General features: G+C 57.9%; 22 protein-coding genes. 11 read left to right on the forward strand and 11 right to left on the reverse strand.

From position 1 onward, the window contains the following. Positions 1-123 precede the first annotated feature (123 nt). The 5 genes from AC2TCY_RS05970 to rpiA all read right to left on the reverse strand — a co-directional run bounded on the left by AC2TCY_RS05970 (position 124) and on the right by rpiA (position 4,692). Positions 124-318, reverse strand: a complete 195-nt coding sequence (locus AC2TCY_RS05970) for a DUF2065 domain-containing protein (RefSeq protein WP_480846164.1) — start codon at positions 316-318, stop codon at positions 124-126. Next, positions 318-1,214: a protease modulator HflC gene (gene hflC / locus AC2TCY_RS05975; protein WP_480846165.1), complete on the reverse strand. Its 897-nt coding sequence runs from the start codon at positions 1,212-1,214 to the stop codon at positions 318-320. Before hflC ends, AC2TCY_RS05970 begins: the two co-directional genes overlap by 1 nt. Beyond that, on the reverse strand, positions 1,214-2,359 hold the full coding sequence (hflK, locus tag AC2TCY_RS05980; RefSeq protein ID WP_480846167.1) for an FtsH protease activity modulator HflK: 1,146 nt from the start codon (positions 2,357-2,359) through the stop codon (positions 1,214-1,216). Before hflK ends, hflC begins: the two co-directional genes overlap by 1 nt. 72 nt (positions 2,360-2,431) lie before the next feature. Then, positions 2,432-3,790 carry a glutathione-disulfide reductase gene (gene gor, locus AC2TCY_RS05985; RefSeq protein WP_480846168.1) on the reverse strand — a complete coding sequence of 453 codons (1,359 nt, stop codon included), beginning with the start codon at positions 3,788-3,790 and terminating at the stop codon, positions 2,432-2,434. 116 nt (positions 3,791-3,906) lie between these two features. Beyond that, complete coding sequence (gene rpiA / locus AC2TCY_RS05990; RefSeq protein ID WP_480846170.1) at positions 3,907-4,692, reverse strand: ribose-5-phosphate isomerase RpiA; 786 nt, start codon at positions 4,690-4,692, stop codon at positions 3,907-3,909. A gap of 167 nt (positions 4,693-4,859) precedes the next feature. On the opposite strand from rpiA, the gene AC2TCY_RS05995 reads away from it, so the two are divergent. The 4 genes from AC2TCY_RS05995 to AC2TCY_RS06010 are packed head-to-tail and all read left to right on the forward strand — an operon-like array spanning position 4,860 to position 8,356. Next, a complete protein-coding gene (locus tag AC2TCY_RS05995; RefSeq protein ID WP_480846171.1) occupies positions 4,860-5,561 on the forward strand; it encodes a glutathione S-transferase family protein in 702 nt (233 codons plus the stop codon). Between the two features lies 1 nt (position 5,562). Then, positions 5,563-6,936: an L-serine ammonia-lyase gene (locus AC2TCY_RS06000; protein WP_480846173.1), complete on the forward strand. Its 1,374-nt coding sequence runs from the start codon at positions 5,563-5,565 to the stop codon at positions 6,934-6,936. A gap of 40 nt (positions 6,937-6,976) precedes the next feature. After that, entirely contained in the window at positions 6,977-7,393 is a 417-nt protein-coding gene (locus AC2TCY_RS06005) for a GFA family protein (RefSeq protein ID WP_480846175.1), read from the forward strand. A 48-nt stretch (positions 7,394-7,441) separates the two neighbouring features. Continuing rightward, complete coding sequence (locus AC2TCY_RS06010) at positions 7,442-8,356, forward strand: DMT family transporter (RefSeq protein ID WP_480846177.1); 915 nt, start codon at positions 7,442-7,444, stop codon at positions 8,354-8,356. Here AC2TCY_RS06010 and AC2TCY_RS06015 read toward each other — a convergent pair. After that, positions 8,301-9,008 carry a thiamine diphosphokinase gene (locus AC2TCY_RS06015; RefSeq protein WP_480846178.1) on the reverse strand — a complete coding sequence of 236 codons (708 nt, stop codon included), beginning with the start codon at positions 9,006-9,008 and terminating at the stop codon, positions 8,301-8,303. The genes AC2TCY_RS06010 and AC2TCY_RS06015 overlap by 56 nt on opposite strands. A gap of 120 nt (positions 9,009-9,128) precedes the next feature. On the opposite strand from AC2TCY_RS06015, the gene AC2TCY_RS06020 reads away from it, so the two are divergent. Next, positions 9,129-10,880, forward strand: coding sequence for a hypothetical protein (locus AC2TCY_RS06020; protein ID WP_480846179.1), 1,752 nt, complete (start codon positions 9,129-9,131; stop codon positions 10,878-10,880). 209 nt (positions 10,881-11,089) lie between these two features. Here the strand turns inward: AC2TCY_RS06020 and AC2TCY_RS06025 are convergent, their stop codons facing one another. The 5 genes from AC2TCY_RS06025 to nthA all read right to left on the reverse strand — a co-directional run bounded on the left by AC2TCY_RS06025 (position 11,090) and on the right by nthA (position 14,347). Next, entirely contained in the window at positions 11,090-11,335 is a 246-nt protein-coding gene (locus tag AC2TCY_RS06025) for a DUF2842 domain-containing protein (protein WP_480846181.1), read from the reverse strand. Next, positions 11,335-12,627: an adenylosuccinate synthase gene (locus AC2TCY_RS06030; protein WP_480846183.1), complete on the reverse strand. Its 1,293-nt coding sequence runs from the start codon at positions 12,625-12,627 to the stop codon at positions 11,335-11,337. The genes AC2TCY_RS06025 and AC2TCY_RS06030 overlap by 1 nt, the downstream gene beginning before the upstream one ends. Before the next feature lie 99 nt (positions 12,628-12,726). Continuing rightward, entirely contained in the window at positions 12,727-13,062 is a 336-nt protein-coding gene (locus tag AC2TCY_RS06035) for a nitrile hydratase accessory protein (RefSeq protein WP_480846184.1), read from the reverse strand. Further along, a complete protein-coding gene (gene nthB, locus AC2TCY_RS06040) occupies positions 13,059-13,736 on the reverse strand; it encodes a nitrile hydratase subunit beta (protein WP_480846185.1) in 678 nt (225 codons plus the stop codon). The genes AC2TCY_RS06035 and nthB overlap by 4 nt, the downstream gene beginning before the upstream one ends. Then, positions 13,733-14,347 (reverse strand): nitrile hydratase subunit alpha, encoded by a 615-nt coding sequence (gene nthA, locus AC2TCY_RS06045; protein ID WP_480846186.1) that lies wholly within the window; start codon positions 14,345-14,347, stop codon positions 13,733-13,735. The genes nthB and nthA overlap by 4 nt, the downstream gene beginning before the upstream one ends. A gap of 150 nt (positions 14,348-14,497) precedes the next feature. Between nthA and secG the strand changes: the two genes are divergently transcribed. From secG to AC2TCY_RS06075, 6 genes are all read left to right on the forward strand, one after another. Beyond that, positions 14,498-14,863 carry a preprotein translocase subunit SecG gene (gene secG / locus AC2TCY_RS06050; protein ID WP_480846188.1) on the forward strand — a complete coding sequence of 122 codons (366 nt, stop codon included), beginning with the start codon at positions 14,498-14,500 and terminating at the stop codon, positions 14,861-14,863. Positions 14,864-15,023: 160 nt separating this feature from the next. Further along, the gene (gene pyrG, locus AC2TCY_RS06055; RefSeq protein ID WP_480846189.1) at positions 15,024-16,667 is read left to right on the forward strand and encodes a CTP synthase; all 1,644 of its coding nucleotides are present in this window, start codon (positions 15,024-15,026) and stop codon (positions 16,665-16,667) included. 105 nt (positions 16,668-16,772) lie between these two features. Beyond that, positions 16,773-17,549 carry an isocitrate lyase/PEP mutase family protein gene (locus AC2TCY_RS06060; RefSeq protein ID WP_480846191.1) on the forward strand — a complete coding sequence of 259 codons (777 nt, stop codon included), beginning with the start codon at positions 16,773-16,775 and terminating at the stop codon, positions 17,547-17,549. Between the two features lie 68 nt (positions 17,550-17,617). Further along, a complete protein-coding gene (locus tag AC2TCY_RS06065) occupies positions 17,618-17,911 on the forward strand; it encodes a DUF1330 domain-containing protein (RefSeq protein WP_480846192.1) in 294 nt (97 codons plus the stop codon). Between the two features lie 42 nt (positions 17,912-17,953). Beyond that, on the forward strand, positions 17,954-18,403 hold the full coding sequence (locus AC2TCY_RS06070; RefSeq protein ID WP_480846194.1) for a tellurite resistance TerB family protein: 450 nt from the start codon (positions 17,954-17,956) through the stop codon (positions 18,401-18,403). 20 nt (positions 18,404-18,423) lie between these two features. Then, positions 18,424-18,861 (forward strand): tellurite resistance TerB family protein, encoded by a 438-nt coding sequence (locus AC2TCY_RS06075; protein WP_480846195.1) that lies wholly within the window; start codon positions 18,424-18,426, stop codon positions 18,859-18,861.

Consider the following 18,861-nt stretch of genomic DNA (forward strand, 5'->3'; position numbering starts at 1 on the left):
GGGATCTCCTTATGAATTCATGTCGACCGTGTTCACAGCCGTTCTTGCAAAACAATGTAGTCAGTTTGTCAAAGCCCGCAACACGGGATCGCGGTTAAATCACTGGCAAGTGAGGATACTACTTCAAAACCCGACCTGGTACGCACCCCACAACAACACCAGACCGCTGACCACGCACAGCAGTCCGACCAGCCGCCGCGCCTGCTCCGGCATCGCTCTGAGGGCTTCGAGCATGCGCTCGATAAGCGAAGGGGCCAGCGCATAGGCCAGCCCCTCGACAATCAGAACCAGCCCGAAGGCCAGAAGGATCATGCCCATTACTCAGGTACCGCAGCAGCCGGTGCCCGTCGCCCGGTGGGAGAGCTGAGATAGTTGAAAAACTCCGAATCCGGGCTCAAAATCAACGAGCTGTTCCCGCCTTGCAGTGCGTTCTCATAAGCGGTCAGCGAGCGGTAGAACTCAAAGAACTCCGGGTCCGCGCCATAAGCTTCGGCAAAGATCGAGTTGCGTTCGGCATCTGCCTCACCGCGAATGATCTCGCCTTCGCGACGCGCGTCTGACACCAGTTCAACCACGGTCCTGTCGGCCTGCGCGCGCACACGCTGGGCAGCTTCGTTACCACGTGCGCGTTCGTCGGTAGCTTCCCGTTCCCGTTCAGCTTTCATCCGGTCGAATGTCGCCTCAAGGTTCGCCTGCGGCAGGTCGGTTGCCTTCAGACGCACGTCGATCACGGTTACGCCCAGCGCAAGTGCTTCAGCAATCGCGCTGTTGCGGATGCGCAGCATCAGCGCGGCACGATCCGAACTCAGGATATCACGGGACGAAACCGAACCCAGCACTTCACGCGTTTCAGCACGCAAAATTCGATCCAGTCGATCTTCGGCTACAGGTATACCACCAACACCAACGGCCTGTCGGAATTGGTTCAAATCCGCGATCCGATAGCGGGCAAACGCGTCTACCACCAAACGGCGATCATCCAGAGGCGTCACCTCCAGCGGCTGAACGTCGATTGAAAGGATACGGTCGTCATAACGGACAACTTCCTGAATCAGGGGGATCTTGAACGCCAGGCCAGGGTCTTCCTTGACCGAGACGACACGACCGAATTGCAGAACCAGCGCGCGTTCGCGTTCGTCCACGATAAAGATCGAAGACAGAATACCAACAACCGCAATCACGATGACCGGCAGAATGAAAGTCGTTTTACGCATCAGTTGCTCTCCTCACCGGAATTGCGACGCAGCTCGTTGAGCGGAAGATACGGAACGACGCCCTGCCCTTGTCCAGTCGAGTTTTCGTCCAGAATGATCTTGTCCACGTCGCCCAGAACCTGCTCCATCCGTTCCAGGTACAGACGCTTGCGAGTCACCTCCGGTGCTTTAGAGTATTCCTCGAGAACAGCGCTAAAGCGGCTGGCTTCACCCTGTGCACTGTTGATCTGTTGTGCGCGATAGGCTTCGGCTTCTTCCAGTACCTGAGCGGCTTCACCGCGCGCTTCAGCCAGGACCCGGTTGGCGTAAGCATCAGCAACGTTCTGTAGGCGGTCGCGCTCTTGCGCGGCGGCCTGAACGTCGCGGAACGAGGCGATCACGTCCTGCGGCGGGTCGGCCTTGTCAAAGTTCACACGAATGATGTTCACGCCCGAGTCGTAGCTGTCCATCGTCAGCTGGATCAGTTCCTGCAAACGGTCGGCAATGATGCCGCGGTCCCGGTTCAGGATCGGCGCCAGCTCGCTTTGCGCGATAATCTCGCGCATCGCCGATTCCGACACCGCGCGGATCGTTTGACGAGGATCGCGCAGGTTGAACAGGTATTTGGCCGGGTCGTTGATGTTCCAGACGACCTGATAATCGATATCGACAACATTTTCGTCGCCGGTCAGCATCAGACCATCATCGCTGCCGCGCGTGCCGCCCATGTCTTCGGTTTGTTCACGAGTAACAGGAATGACTTCTGCGGTAACCACAGGCCAAGGAGCAAAGTTCAGACCCGGATTCCCAACTGCCGAAAACTCTCCCAAAAACAGTTCAACCGACTGTTCTTCCGGTTTAACGGTGTAAAAGCTTGCCGCCGCCCAAAGACCTGCCGCGACCACCAGACCAATCACTACGGTCCCTTTGGTAAACACCGGTCCGCCGCCACCGGATCCCTGTCCGTTGCTGCCACGGCCACCGCCGCCGCGCCCGCCCATCAGCACGCGCAACTGCTCCTGACCCTTTTTCATCAGCTCATCGATCTCAGGGATCTGCGGGCCTTCACCTTCGGGAGGCTTGCGCCCATCCCCGTTGTTTCCCCGATTTCCTCCGCCACCGGATGAGCCTCCGCCCCCCCAGGGGCCGCCGCTGTTGCCCGCCATGTTTTTCAATTCCTTCGTTTAGGCCCGTGTGAACACGGGTTCCCTTGTAACTTGTGTGCGCGCAGTTGCAAATCAAGCAGTGCGTACAGGTTGCCGCATTGTCACCAGTTCTTCGGCCATCACGGGATGAACTGCAACCGTTCGGTCGAAATCTTCCTTGGTCGCGCCCATTTTCACGGCGATCCCGGCCAGTTGGATCATCTCACCCGCGCCCGGCGCGACGATATGACAACCCAGCACCTTACGCGTCGCATGGCTGACGATCAGCTTCATGAGCACGCGCTGTGTGCCTCCGGCAAACGCCTTCTGCATCGGCTTGAACGACGTCGCATAAACCTCGATCGGCTCCTGCTCGGCTGCTTCTTCCTCGCTCAGCCCCACTGTGCCCATCTCGGGCTGGGTGAAGATCGCGGTTGGGATCAACTCATGATCCACCGGTGTTGGATTACCTTTGAAGACGGTTTCCACAAAGGCCATGCCTTCGCGGATGGCAACTGGCGTCAGGTTTACCCGGTCGGTCACGTCACCGATAGCATAGATCGAAGGCACAGCAGTTTGGCTGTATTCGTCCACGATGATCTCGCCTTTGCGGCCGCGTTCGACGCCCAGACTTTCCAGCCCGAGATCATCAGCATTCGGTGCGCGGCCCGTGGCATACATCACTACATCGAACAGTTGCTCTGAACCGTTCGTTGCCTTTACCCAGATTTTGTCGCCCTGTTTTTTCATCTCGAGCACATTGGTGCCCAGATGCACATCAACACCGTTCTGGCACATTTCTTCACAGATCAGCCCGCGGGCCTCATCATCGAAGCCACGCAGGATTTGGGCGCCGCGATAGAATTGGGTCGTTCGGACCCCCATACCGTTCATAATCCCGGCGAATTCGCAGGCGATATAGCCGCCGCCAACGATCAGCATCGTTTCGGGCAGTTTCTCCAGATGGAAAATCTCGTTCGACGTGATTGCCAGATCCGAGCCCGGAAATTCTGGTACAACCGGGCGTCCGCCTGTCGCCACCAGAATATGCTTGGCCGTCTTGCGGGTGCCATCTGTCAGCTCCACTGTGTGTGAATCCAACAGGCGGGCGCGTTGATCGAAGCTTTCGACGCCATTATTTTTCAGAATGTTGCGGTAGATACCTTCCAACCGATCCAGCTCGGCATGAAGTTTGCCACGGAAGGTACTCCAGTCAAACGCACCGGACTGAATGTCCCAACCATAGGCCTGTGCGTCGCTGACTATGCCCGAGTATTCACTAGCAAAAACCATCAGTTTTTTGGGCACGCAGCCTCGGATCACGCAGGTGCCGCCATAGCGGTCTTCCTCGGCCAATGCCACCTTGGCGCCATTTTCACCCGCAGCAACGCGCGCCGCGCGGACCCCGCCCGAGCCTCCGCCGATGACGAACAGATCGTAGTCAAAGCTCATGCTGGGTTCCTTTGTTCAACTTGCCAAAATTCTCTGGATATCTGGGCGCAATATGTCGATTGCCAACCCCTAGGGGCCGAAAAAACGTTTTTCTGAAGACCTTTGAGGCGTGATTCTCAATCCGCCAGATTCGAAAACAGATTCTCGGTGCCGTCGCTGGGCTGGTCCGTCTCCACAGTACCTTCGTTCAGATCGCGCACTTCAACCCGTCCGTCGCCGTGACCGATGACAACCTTGTCGCAGATGTCGATGAACAGGCCGTTCTCGACCACGCCCGGCACCTGATTGAGCATCAATGCCAGATGGCGTGCGTTACCGATGCGCTTGAGGTGCAGGTCCAGGATGTGATTGCCCTCGTCAGTGACCCTTGGCGCTTCACCATTCATCCGCAGCGTGACCGACGTGCCAAGCACGTCCATCGCATCCAACGCCTCTTCGATCAGGGTTCGGGTGGTTTGCCATCCAAACGGGATCACCTCGACCGGCAAGGGGAACGCGCCCAGAGACTCAACTTCTTTGCCGGCATCGGCGATTACGATCATCTGGTCGCTGGCGGTGGCCACGATCTTTTCCTGTAACAAGGCAGCGCCGCCACCTTTGATCAGGTTGAATTCCCCGTCAAACTCATCTGCTCCGTCGATGGTCAGGTCCAGCCAGCCCGCCTGATCCAGCGAGACGACCTCGATCCCCACTTCGCGCGCCAGCTGCGCCGTTGCGGTCGAGGTCGGGACGCCTTTGATCTGCAATCCGTTGTCACGCACCCTCTCGCCCAGCCGGCGCACCATCCACGCCGCGGTCGAACCGGTGCCCAACCCAACGCGCATCCCGTCCTGAACAAATTCGGCTGCGCGACGTGCGGCAACACATTTAGCTGTCTCGATGGGTGACATTTCTCCGGTCATGGCTGGTTCCCCTCAGATTGCTGACGGCGTTATACGGAATGCTCCGGTCGACTGCGAGAGACAATTCGCGGCTGCGCTGTGTTAACATGTCGCTGAAATACGCGTTTCCGATTGGAAACGTCGCAATCAAGGCTTCGCCCATTGTACGCATGTCTAACATAAGGCTCATGGATTCGCCGTACCGCCTGCATTATGCCCCCGACAACGCCTCGCTGGTGATCCGGCTGGTGCTAGAGGAGATGGGCCTGCCGTACGAAACCGTTCTGGTCGACCGCAGCCGGAACGAACAAAATGGCGTGGCGTATCGCGCTCTGAATCCGAATGGGTTAATCCCGGTTCTGGAGACACCCCAAGGTCCGATTTTCGAAACTGCGGCGATCCTGCTGTGGCTGGCAGACGAGCACGGGAAAATGGCCCCCGACGCAAGCAGCCCGGATCGGGCGGCGTTCCTGAAATGGCTGTTTTTCGCGTCCAACACCTTGCATGCAGATATGCGGATCCTGTTTTACGCCGAGAAGTACATCGCCGCGACGCAGGCCGAAACCTTGCGTGCGGGGATACGACCGCGCCTGCGGCAACACCTGAAACTGCTGGATGCCGAAGCCAAGAAAGCACCCTCGTGGCTTACCTCGGAGCAACCAACTGTCCTGACATATTATCTGGCCTGCATGCTTCGCTGGATGGCTCTGTACCCTGCCAGATCGGACCGCAGCTGGTTCCAATTGCCGGATACGCCTTATCTTCAAAACATACTGATGCGGTTGGAAGCACGACCAGCAACACGCGCCGCCATTAAGGCCGAAGGGTTGGACGTCACGCCCTTTACCTCACCCACCTACGCAAACCCACCAGAAGGCTCCGCTATCTGACATGTTCCTCTCTGTCTTCGATATGTTCAAAGTGGGCATAGGCCCGTCTTCTTCTCACACCATGGGCCCCATGGTCGCGGCCGCACGCTTTCTAGACCTGATGCGTGCCTCGCCGTTCGAATTCGCGGGCCTGCGCGGGTCCCTTCACGGTTCCCTGGCGTTTACCGGTGTAGGCCACGCCACCGACAGGGCTACAATCCTGGGGTTGGCTGGATTTGTGCCGGACAATTACGACAACAACAAAGCCGAAGCCGCATTGGCCGAAATCGCTAAAACGCACACTGTAACACCGGACGGATTGCCCGAGCTGAAGTTCGACCCCAATACCGATCTAGTATTCGACTATGACAACAACCTTCCGGGCCATGCCAACGGCATGATCCTGATGGCCACGGACGCACAGGGCGATGTGATCCTGCGGCAGGTTTATTACTCCGTCGGCGGCGGTTTCGTCCTGACCGAGGAAGAACTGGCCGAAGGCAAAGACACCAACGACGGTCCTCCGGTGCCCTTCCCGTTTCATTCGGCGGCCGAGATGCTGGAAATGGCGAAGACGAGTGGCAAGAGCATTGCCGATATGAAGCGCGCAAATGAAATCGCGCGTGGTTGTGCCGACAGTTTTGCCAAAGGAACCGCCCGTTTGTGGGAAGTCATGAACAACTGCATCGAACGCGGCCTGACCACCGACGGTATCCTGCCCGGTGGTCTGAACGTGCGCCGCCGCGCCAAGGGCATTCATGATGCGCTGATTGCCGAACGTGGCATGAACCTGAACGCTCCCCATACCATCAATGATTGGATGAGCGTCTATGCCATGGCCGTAAACGAAGAGAACGCGGCCGGTGGGCAAGTTGTCACCGCTCCGACCAATGGCGCGGCGGGTACGATGCCTGCAGTGCTGCGCTATTACCTGGACCACGTACCGGGCGCATCAGAAAGTCATATCGAAGATTTTCTACTCACCGCAGCAGCCATCGGCGGTCTGGTTAAGTATAACGCCTCGATTTCCGGAGCCGAAGCGGGATGTCAGGCCGAGGTCGGCAGCGCCTCGGCAATGGCAGCCGCGGGCCTGTGCGCTGTCATGGGTGGCACTCCGGAACAAGTCGAAAACGCAGCCGAAATCGCGCTGGAGCATCACTTGGGCATGACGTGCGACCCCGTGGCTGGCCTGGTTCAGGTGCCTTGTATCGAGCGCAACGGTCTGGCCGCCATCAAAGCCGTCTCGGCTGCGTCCCTGGCGCTACGCGGCGACGGGCAGCATTTCGTGCCGCTGGACGCTGCTATAGAAACCATGCGGCAGACAGGGCAGGATATGCACGAAAGATACAAGGAAACCTCGCTTGGCGGGCTGGCGGTGAACATTCCCAACTGCTGATACAATCGTCCAGCTGACAGGTCTTAGGAAAGGGCAACCAATGAACGGTCGTTGTTTATGCGGAGCGGTTCGGTTCGAGGTTGATCCCCCTGTCCTATCGTGTGTCACCTGCCATTGCGAAAGCTGTCGGCGGCAATGTTCGGCCCCGATGACGGCTTACTTCGGGGTGCGTGATGGACAATGGCGCTGGACGGGTGAAGAGCCTCGATTGTTCAACTCCTCGCCTGGCGTCGAGCGCAGTTTTTGTTCGTCCTGCGGTACACCGATGTCTTTCCGTTCAAAATCCATGTCGGATGTAATGCACCTGTACGTGGCCGCGCTGGACGATCCCGAGGCGTTGCAACCGACGCTGCACGTGGCGCACGAGGAAAAACTGAGCTGGCTCAAACTGAATGACGGTCTGCCTTGCTGCGTCGGCCCGGACTACACGAAATACCAACCGCTGCCTGACGATTAACTGGCACGTCTCTTTCCACGGCGTCAGCAACCCGCTAGCGTCGCCGCCATGACTCAGGATCGCCCCGTCTTCGGCATCGTTTTGATGCTCGGCTTTTGCATACTCGCACCACTTGGCGATGCCATGGCAAAGCTGTTGGGCGAAACGACACCTCTTGGACTGCTGGTTCTGGTCAGATTTGCGGTGCAGGCCATCATCCTGATCCCGCTGGTTGCCCTCACTGGTCGCACCTGGCGAATGCAGGGGCGTGTCTTACGATTGACGGTGATCCGCACGCTTCTCCACATCATAGGGATCGCGGCAATGTTCAGCGCGTTGCAGTACCTGCCGCTTGCAGATGCAGTCGCTATCGCCTTTGTCATGCCCTTCATCATGCTGCTACTGGGAAAATATGTACTGGGTGAACAGGTCGGTCCCCGCCGCGTGATCGCATGCATCGTGGGCTTTACTGGCACGCTGCTGGTTATCCAGCCCAGCTTTGCCGCGGTTGGCCTGCCTGCATTGCTTCCATTGATCGTAGCTGTTGTCTTCGCCCTGTTCATGCTTGTTACGCGGCAAATTGCCAAAGAGACTGACCCGGTGTCACTGCAGGCCGTGTCCGGCGCCATGGCTACGATCTTTCTGCTGCCGCTGATGCTTTTCGGAACAAAGGCCGGGGTTTGGGAGCTGACCTTGATCCTGCCGACTGACAAAATCCACTGGTTGCTGCTGGCCATTGGTGTTCTCGGTACAGTAGCTCACCTGTTGATGACCTGGTCTCTGCGATATGCGCCGTCGGCGACGCTTGCCCCGATGCAATATCTGGAGATTCCAGTTGCCACCCTTATCGGATGGCTGATTTTTCGCGATCTGCCTGACGGGATCGCAGCGCTAGGAATCGCAATTACCGTGGCCGCCGGTCTCTATGTCATCCTGCACGAGCGGGCCAACGCCCGGTCCGGCCCGACAGAAACGCCTGCATGACCTGATCCAGGGCCGCACGGGGCACCATGACTAAAAGCCCGGGTCCGTCCATTTGCAGCTCCACCTCAGACAACGCGCGGTTCGAGGTGCCAACCCGCCCGTCAGGTGACAGGCCCAACCCGTCGATAGGCCATTCCAACCCTTTGCTGCACCCGGTTACATGCCGAAGCGGAAATAACGACACGGTTTCTCCGGCTTCGATGGGAAGAACAATCTTCGGCGGCGCGTGAAAGATCACTTCATGCGCGCCCAGCAGTACACAAGGTCGATCCTGTAACCGCACCAGCGCATTGAACACCGCCAATTGGTGATCCACACGCCCACCTAAAAAGCCGACACCTAAAATCAAAGGCGCTTCGATGCTGCGCAATGCTTTGTCGAAATCCGTGCTGTCCTGTTCCCGGATCGGGTACAAGCGATCCTCTGGAATGCGGGTACGATATCTGGGTTCGAGGGAATCGAAATCTCCGATGACCGCTTCTGGCAAATGCCCCGAATCGATCAATGCCGCCGCCCCTCCATCTGCCGCCACGGCACGATTGACGCGAGTGAGTGCTAGATTCGTATCCTCTGGGCCGATCAGTCCACCACCAAACAGCGCTATTGGCTCCTCAGACCGTACAATCGGCCCGTTTTTCTTAAGATTGACCATTTTTCCCGCTTTTGGACATATTGAGACCACAAAATGATAGACTCATGGACAAAGTTTCGAGTCGATACCGTGCGACTAGCTCGGATTTCGGCCTGGTAGTTTGTAGAGGACGTGCGTCTGATGGTACAGAACAACAAGGTATTGACCGTATCCTACGGAACCTTTTCCTGCACTTTGGAAGGCTTTGACGATTCATTTGAAACGATGAAAGCCATTGCCGAATACTTCCGTGATCTGGCAGCAGATGACCGGTATTTCGGATCCGAACCTCCGCAGCCAGATGCCGAAATGCTGACTCGCATCGCCCAGCGCGACATCGCACGCAAAGTCGAAGCCAGCCAGAATGACAGCGGCCTGTTGTTGCGCGCCACGGAAGCAGCCCCCACCGTTGCCGCCGCACCTGTCGTCGATGCTCCTGCACCGGAAGCCCCCGCCGAACCAGTGGCACGACCAGACCATAGCCCGATTGCGGCAGCTACTGAGCCAGCCGCCGACAGCATCGCAGCCAAATTGCAGCGTATCCGCGCCGTGGTTTCGCATTCCAATGAAAATCCGCCGCAGTTTGGCGAGGACGAGGAAAACGGCTTTATCGAGCCCGCGCGGCCTCAGGTAGACGCCATATCGGCCGCATTTGAAGCAGGTGCACTGAACCCGGTTGATTTGTCGGAAGACGAACCGCGGACCGAGCTCACCGAAGCAGACGATACAACAGAGGCGGTTGAAGCGCCCCGGTTGGAAGAGTTTGAAGAAACCGCAGAATCAAGCGAACAGGTAGGTACCGAGTTCCAAGCTGAGATCGCTGTTCCTGAAGACATCGATCCGTCAGATCTGGAAGAAGCGCAGATTTCCATCGAGTCGGCGTTTGAGCAGGATGCCGAAACCCTGAATGAGATCCTGGCACTGACTGGTGCTGAGGCCGTCGAGGCGACCGAACCGGAAGCAACCGAAGCGGCAGAGGCTGAGCAGCCCGAGGTCACTTCGGACGACGTATTGTTTACCGATGCCGAAGACACCGCCGAAGACGAACCGGAAACGGATGGCATCCTCAATATTCTCAGCGAGGAAGAGGACGAAGACGAGGCAGAAATCGAGGTGGATGAGGCGGAACCTGAAAGCGCTAGAAATGTTCTGAGCGCTGAAGACGAGGCCGATCTGCTCGAGGAAATCTCGCTGGTCGAAGCTGAACTTGCGGCGAGCTCGGATCACAAAGTGGCGGAAGATAGTGGCTTGGATCAGGACGTCTCGCGTTTGATGGATACGGCCGACGCCCGCATGGACGATCCGGCTACCAGTGATCAACGCGAAACCTACTCGCATCTGCGCACCGCTGTGGCCGCGACCGAAGCCGAGCGCGTTTCCAAAAGCAGCGCCGAATCCGAAGATGCAGAGTACCGTGGGGATCTGGCATCGGTTGTCAGCCCTCGCCGGCCCGAGGTCAACGTCACAAGCATTCGCCCCCAGCCAGACGCACCCGCTCCGCTGAAACTGGTGGCCGAGCAGCGTGTTGACGCTGACAATGATGAAGAAACAGGCCCAATTATGCCCCGGCGCGTCCAGTCCTCGCAGGATGACGGGACAGAAGAAGGTGGCTTTGCCAGTTTCGCTCAGGAACAAGGCGCGCAATCACTGTCCGACCTTCTGGAAGCTGCCGCCGCTTATCTTTCGTTTATTGAGGGGCAGGAGCAGTTTTCGCGCCCGCAGCTGATGAACAAGGTCCGCTCTCTCAAGCAGGATGATTTCAACCGGGAAGAAAGCCTGCGCTCATTTGGTCAGTTGCTGCGGGACGGCAAGATCGAAAAAGCTGGCGGCGGTCGTTTTTCAGCCTCGACCGAAATTGGCTTTCGGCCCGACGACAAGCGCGCCGCCGGATAAACACCGAAAGCAACAATGAACTACCCCCTCGAAGAAAGGGCCAGAGGTTTTCTCTGGCCCTAATTGACTGACACGTAATCGTTTGGCGGGATCCCTGAAAACACGTAGGCGACAGGTGTTATTCAGCAGAGACTGTCACCTGAGCCAAATTTTTTTGTTCGGACTGAAAGTGTGGCGTCAATTGCCGATGACAAAGTTCGTTGCGACGTTCAGTTCGCGTCCTGATCCGGGTCTTCCTTACCTACGCCGCGGAACACGAACTTGAACGGCAAGGCCCACACGATGCCAAGCGCAACATAAACCAGCAGCTCCAGCCAGATTGGCGGACGATCCAGCCAATTCAATACAGTCACGACGGCGACAATGTACAACGGCAAACCGACCAGCAGCAGAACCAGAGACCAGCGCCGCCGCGCCTTGTAGCTTAAACCCGGTTTTTCGTCAGGACTGCCCATTAATCGGCAAACGGGTCGGTCACCAGAATGGTATCCTCCCGCTCCGGGCTGGTGGACAGCAGCGCCACCGGGCATTCGATCAGTTCTTCCACCCGGCGCACGTATTTGATCGCGTTCGCAGGCAGGTCTGCCCAGCTGCGCGCGCCTTCAGTGGATTCGCTCCAGCCCGGCATTTCCTCGTAGATCGGAGTACAACGAGCCTGTTGATCAGCTGCAGTGGGCAGATAATCCAAACGTTTGCCATCCAATTCATAGCCGGTACAGATTTTCAGCGTCTCAAACCCGTCCAACACATCCAGTTTGGTCAGCGAGATACCGTTCACGCCGCTGGTCGCACAGGTCTGGCGCACAAGGCAGGCGTCGAACCAACCGCAACGGCGCTTGCGGCCAGTGGTTGTACCAAACTCGTGTCCGCGCTCCCCCAGACGCTGACCATCATCATCATCCAGTTCTGTCGGGAACGGTCCTTCACCAACACGGGTCGTATAGGCCTTGACGATCCCCAGTACGAAGTCGATCGACCCCGGCCCGATGCCCACACCGGTAGACGCCTGTCCCGCGATCACATTCGAGGAAGTCACAAATGGATAAGTTCCGAAATCAATATCCAGCAATGCGCCCTGCGCGCCTTCGAACAGAATGCGTTTACCCGCCCGGCGTTTTTCGTTCAGGACTTTCCAGACGGGCGCGGCAAAGGGCAGAATCTGCGGTGCGATTTCTTTCAGCTGTGCGATCAGACCGTCACGATCAATAGGCTCCAGCCCAAGACCATTGCGAAGAGCGTTGTGATGCACAAGGGCCCGATCAACCCGCAGAGCCAGTGTTGCATCATCGGCAAGATCGGCAACTCGGATCACTCGGCGACCGACTTTATCCTCGTAGCAAGGGCCAATGCCACGGCCGGTCGTTCCGATCTTGGCAACCGAATTCTGATTCTCGCGCGCCCGGTCCAATTCTCCGTGGAAAGGCAGGATCAGAGGCGTGTTTTCGGCAATCATCAGTGTTTCAGGCGTGATATCCACACCTTGCGCGCGAATTGTCCCGATTTCTTTGACCAGATGCCACGGATCAAGAACGACACCATTCCCGATCACGCTCAGCTTGCCGCCGCGCACTACACCCGAAGGCAGCGCGTGCAGCTTGTAAACCTCTCCATCAATGACCAGCGTATGACCGGCGTTATGTCCGCCCTGAAAACGCGCGATCACGTCCGCCCGTTCGCTGAGCCAGTCGACGATCTTGCCTTTTCCTTCGTCACCCCACTGGGCGCCGACAACAACCACGTTGGCCATATCCGGTCCTTTTGCGCTGAGTTATCAAACCCGGCTCATATAGCGGGGGGAAAGCAGCAGGGAAACCGGTAATTCGACGCAGCCGACCAGTTCCGGAGCTTACTTGCCAGTCAATCGCACTGGTTCGCCATGTGGTGTCGCCAAATACGCGTCCTCCCACGCATCGCGCAGCGCACTTACATCGTCGGCAGAGGCCGCCCCCTGCTCGGCAAGCAATACCTCGAGCGTTTCCAGCCAAGCGTAAAAATAATCGTCGCCACCGTTCAACTCACGGTTCAATCCGTGTCGCTTCAGAGTATCGGAGAACCGCGCCGCCCAATCCGGCCACGCAAATCGTCCGGCCTCATTCAGCGCTACAGTCACGGCAAAAACCTGTGCGTGCCAAGGTTCGGCAAAGACCGGCTCGGGCGCGGAAAAAGTGACGCAATCGCTCATGCAGGCTCCAGATATGATTGCCACAAGTCCAGCACAACTTCGTCATTGGGGTGTTCCGGGTCGGCCCAAAGTTCTGCAGCTGAAAAAGCCACGGCATACAGCGGCTCTGGCGCTTCACCCAATCCATGCGCGTTGGAATCTGGTAGAACATGGGTACCGTGCAGCTTAAGAATGCGCCCTCTGGCACCGGCAGCATAAATAGGCAACCTGGTGTGCCCCCCATCAACAAGACGATTTGCTGCAGGGTGCGCTGTGCGGACTTCTTGCCCGATCTCAAATTTTGTGGCGACTTTCGAGGGACGGTCCGCAGGGCCGCCTTTGGCCAAAGCAGGCGCAACGGCTTCGGCTTTGAGCATACGATCTGCAAGCGGGTGGGCTTCGTCCGCCCCTGGTCCACTTAGGTCATCCGAAGTCAGGACACCCTTTTCGACTAGTTTATCCACAAGTGCAGCAATCCAAATCTCATAATAGGAAAATCGGGTGTAATCTTGTGGCGACAGGCACTCGCGCGCGTGCCGCATTTCGTCAATATTCCACCGCCCAATTGGATCAGACGCCAACTTTACTGCCAGTGCACGCGCATGCCAGTCCTCGGCAAAAACCGGATCGCCTTCAGATTCGGGGTAGATCGGGCCGTCGCCGAAACGACCCCCCATGTCATGTACGCGGGTCATGCCGGCACTCTGGGCAATCCCGTCCCGATCATGCTGTCACGAGTAACCAACGCGGTGAGTTCATCCTCACTCAATCCATCCGTCCCCTTAGGGCGCATTGGCAAGACCAGATAGCGTATTTCGGCGGTCGAATCCCAAACCCTAACCGCGGTCGCCTCGGGCAAGGTTACGCCAAACTCTGCCAACACTTTACGAGGTTCGCGCACGGCACGGGCGCGGTAGGCGTCGGACTTGTACCAACCGGGCGGTATGCCCAACAGTGGCCACGGGTAACAGCTGCATAGCGTACAAACGACCATGTTGTGCTGCTCAGGTGTGTTTTCGACCACTACCATATGCTCACCCTGACGACCGTAGTAGCCGAGCTCGGCCACAACCGGCGTTGCATCTTCCAGCAACGCCTGCTTGAACTCAGGATCCGACCACGCTTTGGCGACAACGCGCGCGCCGTTCTGCGGGCCAATCTTGTTTTGATAGGTGTCAATGATCTCATCCAGTGCCGCCGGATCGATCAAACCCTTGCGGGTCAGAATCGTCTCGAGCGCTTTGACACGAAGCGCGGGTTCAGGTGGCAACAGGGCGTGCGGGTGGTCGTGATCGTCATGAGGCATGGGCGTAGCCTGCGTCACCGATCGGCCACCTGTCCAGCCCCTTTGCCGTGATCTGAATTATCACCGTTCATGATGCCAACTCCTCCCTTGCCCCCGATGGCAAACTTGCATAAGTACCACGCGATACACGCCACGCTGTACAGGAACACCATGGAAAACGTCGTTCTCATCATCCACCTCCTCCTGGCCCTGGGCCTGATTGCCGTTGTGCTGATGCAGCGGTCCGAAGGCGGTGGCCTGGGTATGGGTGGTGGCGGCGGTGGCGCCATGACTGGCCGCGCAGCAGCGACCGCTCTGGGCAAGCTGACATGGATCCTTGCCGCGTGCTTTATCGTGACATCGATTACGCTGACGATTCTGGCAGCCCAGAAGTCTTCGGGCAGCTCGGTTATCGACCGGTTGGGTGTTCCAGCCCCCGCCTCGACTGAGGAAAGCACACCGGCGGTTCCGTCCACGGATGACCTGCTGCCGCCGGCACAGGGCGACAATGCGCCGCTGATTCCGCAGGCCGACTGATCTACAAAACCTAGAAACCTGAAAGAGAACGGCAACAGCATCTTGCGGTTCTCTTGCGCATTTGGCGCGAATCCTTTATACGTGAAGTCCCGTGGTGCAGCGGTTTTTTCGAGCCGCCGGGCAGCTGATAATGTCGTCTCACGGGAGCAGCCGAAAAAACATGGCGCGTTTTATTTTCATCACTGGTGGTGTGGTTTCGTCCTTGGGCAAAGGACTGGCTTCGGCGGCTCTGGGCGCCTTGTTGCAGGCCCGCGGATACTCTGTGCGCTTGCGCAAACTGGACCCCTACTTGAACGTCGATCCCGGCACGATGTCGCCGTTTGAACATGGCGAAGTTTTTGTAACCGATGACGGGGCCGAGACCGATCTGGACCTTGGTCACTACGAGCGATTTACCGGTGTAGCAGCGCGCAAAACTGACTCGGTCAGCTCGGGCCGGATCTACTCCAACGTACTCGAGAAAGAGCGTCGTGGCGACTATCTGGGCAAAACCATTCAGGTGATCCCGCACGTCACCAACGAGATCAAGGATTTCATCGCTATTGGTGAGGATGAGGTCGATTTCATGCTGTGTGAAATCGGCGGCACCGTGGGCGATATCGAGGGCCTGCCCTTTTTCGAGGCCATCCGCCAATTCAGCCAGGACAAACCACGCGGTCAGTGCCTGTTCATGCACCTGACTCTGCTGCCCTACATCAAAGCCTCGGGCGAGTTGAAAACCAAACCGACACAGCACTCAGTGAAAGAACTACGCTCGATCGGTCTGGCGCCAGACATTCTGGTCTGCCGGTCAGAAGGTCCGATTCCAACCAAGGAACGTGAGAAACTGGCGCTGTTCTGTAACGTGCGCCCGGATTCGGTGATTGCCGCACAGGACCTTTCAACCATCTACGACGCTCCGTTGGCCTATCACCGCGAAGGTTTGGATCAGGCAGTATTGGACGCGTTCCAGATCAGCCCTGCACCCAAGCCGGATCTGACCAAATGGGAAGATGTCAGCGACCGTATCCACAACGCCGAAGGCGAGGTGAAAGTCGCTATCGTCGGTAAATACACCCAACTGGAAGACGCCTATAAGTCCATAGCCGAGGCGCTGACCCACGGCGGCATGGCCAACCGGGTCCGGGTCAAGATCGAATGGGTCGATGCCGAGGTCTTCGATACCGAAGACGCTGCCCCGTATCTCGAAGGGTTCCATGCGATCCTCGTGCCTGGAGGTTTTGGAGAGCGCGGCACCGAAGGTAAGATCAAAGCAGCGCAATACGCCCGCGAGCACAAAGTGCCTTATCTGGGCATCTGTCTCGGCATGCAGATGGCCGTGATTGAAGCCGCCCGGAATGCAGCGGGCATCAAGGAAGCCGGATCGGAGGAATTCGACCACGAGTCCGGTAAAAAACGTTTTGAACCAGTTGTTTATCACCTGAAAGAGTGGGTGCAGGGCAACCACAAGGTCGAGCGCAAGGTGGGTGATGACAAAGGCGGCACCATGCGATTGGGCGCGTATAACGCCGTTTTGGCCGAAGGTTCGAAGGTGGCCGCGGTTTATGGCGGCACCCAGATCGAGGAGCGCCACCGCCACCGCTATGAGGTGGACATCAAATACCGCGAGAAGCTGGAAAAAGCGGGCTTGAACTTCTCGGGCATGTCACCTGATGGTCGCTTGCCGGAAATCGTCGAATGGTCGGATCACCCGTGGTTTATTGGTGTTCAGTACCACCCGGAGCTGAAGTCCAAACCTTTTGAGCCACATCCCCTGTTCCGCGAGTTCGTACGTGCCGCGAAAGACACCTCGCGACTGGTCTGATCGGCCCGAAAGGTCACCGCAACGTGACGGCTGTTGTCAAAATAACTATACGCAGCGGCCCGTTACACGGTTAACTGTCAGCAAACAGCTGACAGGAGACCGGCCATGACAGATCAGAACACCCAAGCGGAAGCCTTCACCGCCCTGCACAAGAAGGGCGCCCCTGTCATCCTTTTCAACATCTGGGACGCCGGAAGCGCCGCCGCTGTGCGCGACGCCGGAGCCAAGGCAATCGCAACCGGTAGTGCTCCGGTCGCCATGGCGCAGGGGTTCGCTGACGGGCAGAACGTTCCGCTGGAAACAGCGCTGGACAATGCACGCCGGATTGTCGATGCAGTTGACCTGCCGGTGACGTTGGATTTCGAAGGAGCTTACGCAGAAGACGCATTGGGTATTGCGGCAAATGTTCAACGTGCTCTTGAAACTGGTGTAATCGGGTTCAATTTCGAAGATCAAATCGTTGGAACCAAAGAGCTTTATGACATCGAAACCCAAGCCGCCCGAGTCGGCGCAATGCGTGAAGGGTGTGATGCAGCTGGAATCTCTGCCTTCATCAACGCGCGAACCGACATTTTCCTCAAGGCGCATCCCGATACCCACAACGAAGCGATGCTGGACGATGCTGTCGCGCGCGCCAAAGCCTACGCCGAAGCTGGTGCCAGCGGCTTTTTCGCCCCCGGCCTGAAAGACGAAGCACTGATAGCGAGCTTGTGCGATGCGACCGAACTGCCCGTGAACATTATCGCATTGCCGGGCACACCGGACACACCGACCCTGGCCAATCTCGGCGTAGCGCGCATCAGCTATGGCCCCGTACCCTATCGGCAGATGATTGCGTGGTTGCAGGACAAGGCACGCGAAGCCCTGCTTCCGCCAACCTGAACACCAATAGGGGATTGCATTTGATCGGTTTCCTCCGCAACTTGCCTGAAATTGCTGGAGGATGCCACTTGGCCAAAGGATACTGGGTTGCCCATGTCGACGTAGACGACATGGAGACATACAAAAACTACATCACCGCAAATGCCGCGCCGTTCGCTGAATACGGTGCAAAGTTCCTGGTGCGCGGTGGTGAACGCACCTCCAAAGAGGGCAAGGCTCGCGCACGTACGGTCGTGATTGAATTCCCAAGCTACGAACAGGCTCTGGCTTGCTATGAAAGTGACGGCTATCAACGGGCAAAAGCTCTGCGTGATCCGGTATCGACTGGCGATCTGGTGATTATTCAGGGCTATGACGGGTAGTCCCCGCTTGGCCGGTCATAAAATATGGAATAACGTAGCCCTATGTTAAAAAAGCTCTTTCAGGCCTTCCGCCCACCTCAGCAGACCACCCTGCCCGACCCGGACGCCGAGCTGGCCCTGGGTGCCCTGATGGTGCGCGTGGCAAAGGCGGATCGAGACTACAAGCTTGAAGAAATCAGCCTGATAGACCGCATTCTTGCCCGCCTTTATCAGCACAATGCGATCGAGGCCGCCAAAGTGCGCGCCACCTGCGAAAAACTGCACGCCGCCGCCCCCGAGACCGACACGTTCGGCAAACTGATCCGCGAAACCACCGACCTGAAGGAGCGCCTGGCTGCACTGGACGCTTTGTGGGAGGTTGTTCTGGCCGATGGAAACTCGGACGAGGGCGAGATCAAGATCGTAGAAGAGGCGCGTGCGGCAATGGGCCTTAGCTTCAATGACAGCAAAGCCTCTCGCGAACGGGTGCAAAGCCGCTTGGAAGCCAGCTAGGCAGCGTCTATATCTTGCTCATGTTTAAGGATTTCCTGTCCCGGCTTACTCAGCCGCAGCCCGACCCGCTTGTCGAAGACGACGCCCGCTTGGCCCTGACTGCCCTGCTGGTACGCATTGCGCGATCCGACAATGACTATGCCGATACCGAAATGGCCCGGATCGATCGGATATCAACCCAACGCTATGGGCTGTCTCCATTCGAAGCCGCCGCACTTCGCGCCCGCGCTGAGGATCTGGAGGCCGAGGCCCCCGATACTGTCCGTTTCACACGCGCCATCAAAGAAGCTATCGCCTATGACGACCGCCTGGCCGTGGTGCAGGCGATGTGGTCGGTCGCTTTAGCCGATGGCCAACGCACCGGTGAGGAAGATTCGTTGCTGCGACTGGTAGTCAGCCTGTTGGGCGTCAGCGATGTGGATTCGGCTCTGGCCCGGCAGAAGGCCGAAAAACCGTGA

The sequence above is a fragment of the Ruegeria sp. HKCCD7181 genome (genome assembly GCF_057221055.1).

Bases quoted from the DNA above. Each gene is read 5' to 3' on its own strand.
- AC2TCY_RS05970 (WP_480846164.1), bottom strand. From the start codon at position 318: ATGGGCATGATCCTTCTGGCCTTCGGGCTGGTTCTGATTGTCGAGGGG.
- hflC (WP_480846165.1), bottom strand. From the start codon at position 1,214: ATGCGTAAAACGACTTTCATTCTGCCGGTCATCGTGATTGCGGTTGTT.
- hflK (WP_480846167.1), bottom strand. From the start codon at position 2,359: ATGGCGGGCAACAGCGGCGGCCCCTGGGGGGGCGGAGGCTCATCCGGT.
- gor (WP_480846168.1), bottom strand. From the start codon at position 3,790: ATGAGCTTTGACTACGATCTGTTCGTCATCGGCGGAGGCTCGGGCGGG.
- rpiA (WP_480846170.1), bottom strand. From the start codon at position 4,692: ATGACCGGAGAAATGTCACCCATCGAGACAGCTAAATGTGTTGCCGCA.
- AC2TCY_RS05995 (WP_480846171.1), top strand. From the start codon at position 4,860: ATGGATTCGCCGTACCGCCTGCATTATGCCCCCGACAACGCCTCGCTG.
- AC2TCY_RS06000 (WP_480846173.1), top strand. From the start codon at position 5,563: ATGTTCCTCTCTGTCTTCGATATGTTCAAAGTGGGCATAGGCCCGTCT.
- AC2TCY_RS06005 (WP_480846175.1), top strand. From the start codon at position 6,977: ATGAACGGTCGTTGTTTATGCGGAGCGGTTCGGTTCGAGGTTGATCCC.
- AC2TCY_RS06010 (WP_480846177.1), top strand. From the start codon at position 7,442: ATGACTCAGGATCGCCCCGTCTTCGGCATCGTTTTGATGCTCGGCTTT.
- AC2TCY_RS06015 (WP_480846178.1), bottom strand. From the start codon at position 9,008: ATGGTCAATCTTAAGAAAAACGGGCCGATTGTACGGTCTGAGGAGCCA.
- AC2TCY_RS06020 (WP_480846179.1), top strand. From the start codon at position 9,129: ATGGTACAGAACAACAAGGTATTGACCGTATCCTACGGAACCTTTTCC.
- AC2TCY_RS06025 (WP_480846181.1), bottom strand. From the start codon at position 11,335: ATGGGCAGTCCTGACGAAAAACCGGGTTTAAGCTACAAGGCGCGGCGG.
- AC2TCY_RS06030 (WP_480846183.1), bottom strand. From the start codon at position 12,627: ATGGCCAACGTGGTTGTTGTCGGCGCCCAGTGGGGTGACGAAGGAAAA.
- AC2TCY_RS06035 (WP_480846184.1), bottom strand. From the start codon at position 13,062: ATGAGCGATTGCGTCACTTTTTCCGCGCCCGAGCCGGTCTTTGCCGAA.
- nthB (WP_480846185.1), bottom strand. From the start codon at position 13,736: ATGACCCGCGTACATGACATGGGGGGTCGTTTCGGCGACGGCCCGATC.
- nthA (WP_480846186.1), bottom strand. From the start codon at position 14,347: ATGCCTCATGACGATCACGACCACCCGCACGCCCTGTTGCCACCTGAA.
- secG (WP_480846188.1), top strand. From the start codon at position 14,498: ATGGAAAACGTCGTTCTCATCATCCACCTCCTCCTGGCCCTGGGCCTG.
- pyrG (WP_480846189.1), top strand. From the start codon at position 15,024: ATGGCGCGTTTTATTTTCATCACTGGTGGTGTGGTTTCGTCCTTGGGC.
- AC2TCY_RS06060 (WP_480846191.1), top strand. From the start codon at position 16,773: ATGACAGATCAGAACACCCAAGCGGAAGCCTTCACCGCCCTGCACAAG.
- AC2TCY_RS06070 (WP_480846194.1), top strand. From the start codon at position 17,954: ATGTTAAAAAAGCTCTTTCAGGCCTTCCGCCCACCTCAGCAGACCACC.
- AC2TCY_RS06075 (WP_480846195.1), top strand. From the start codon at position 18,424: ATGTTTAAGGATTTCCTGTCCCGGCTTACTCAGCCGCAGCCCGACCCG.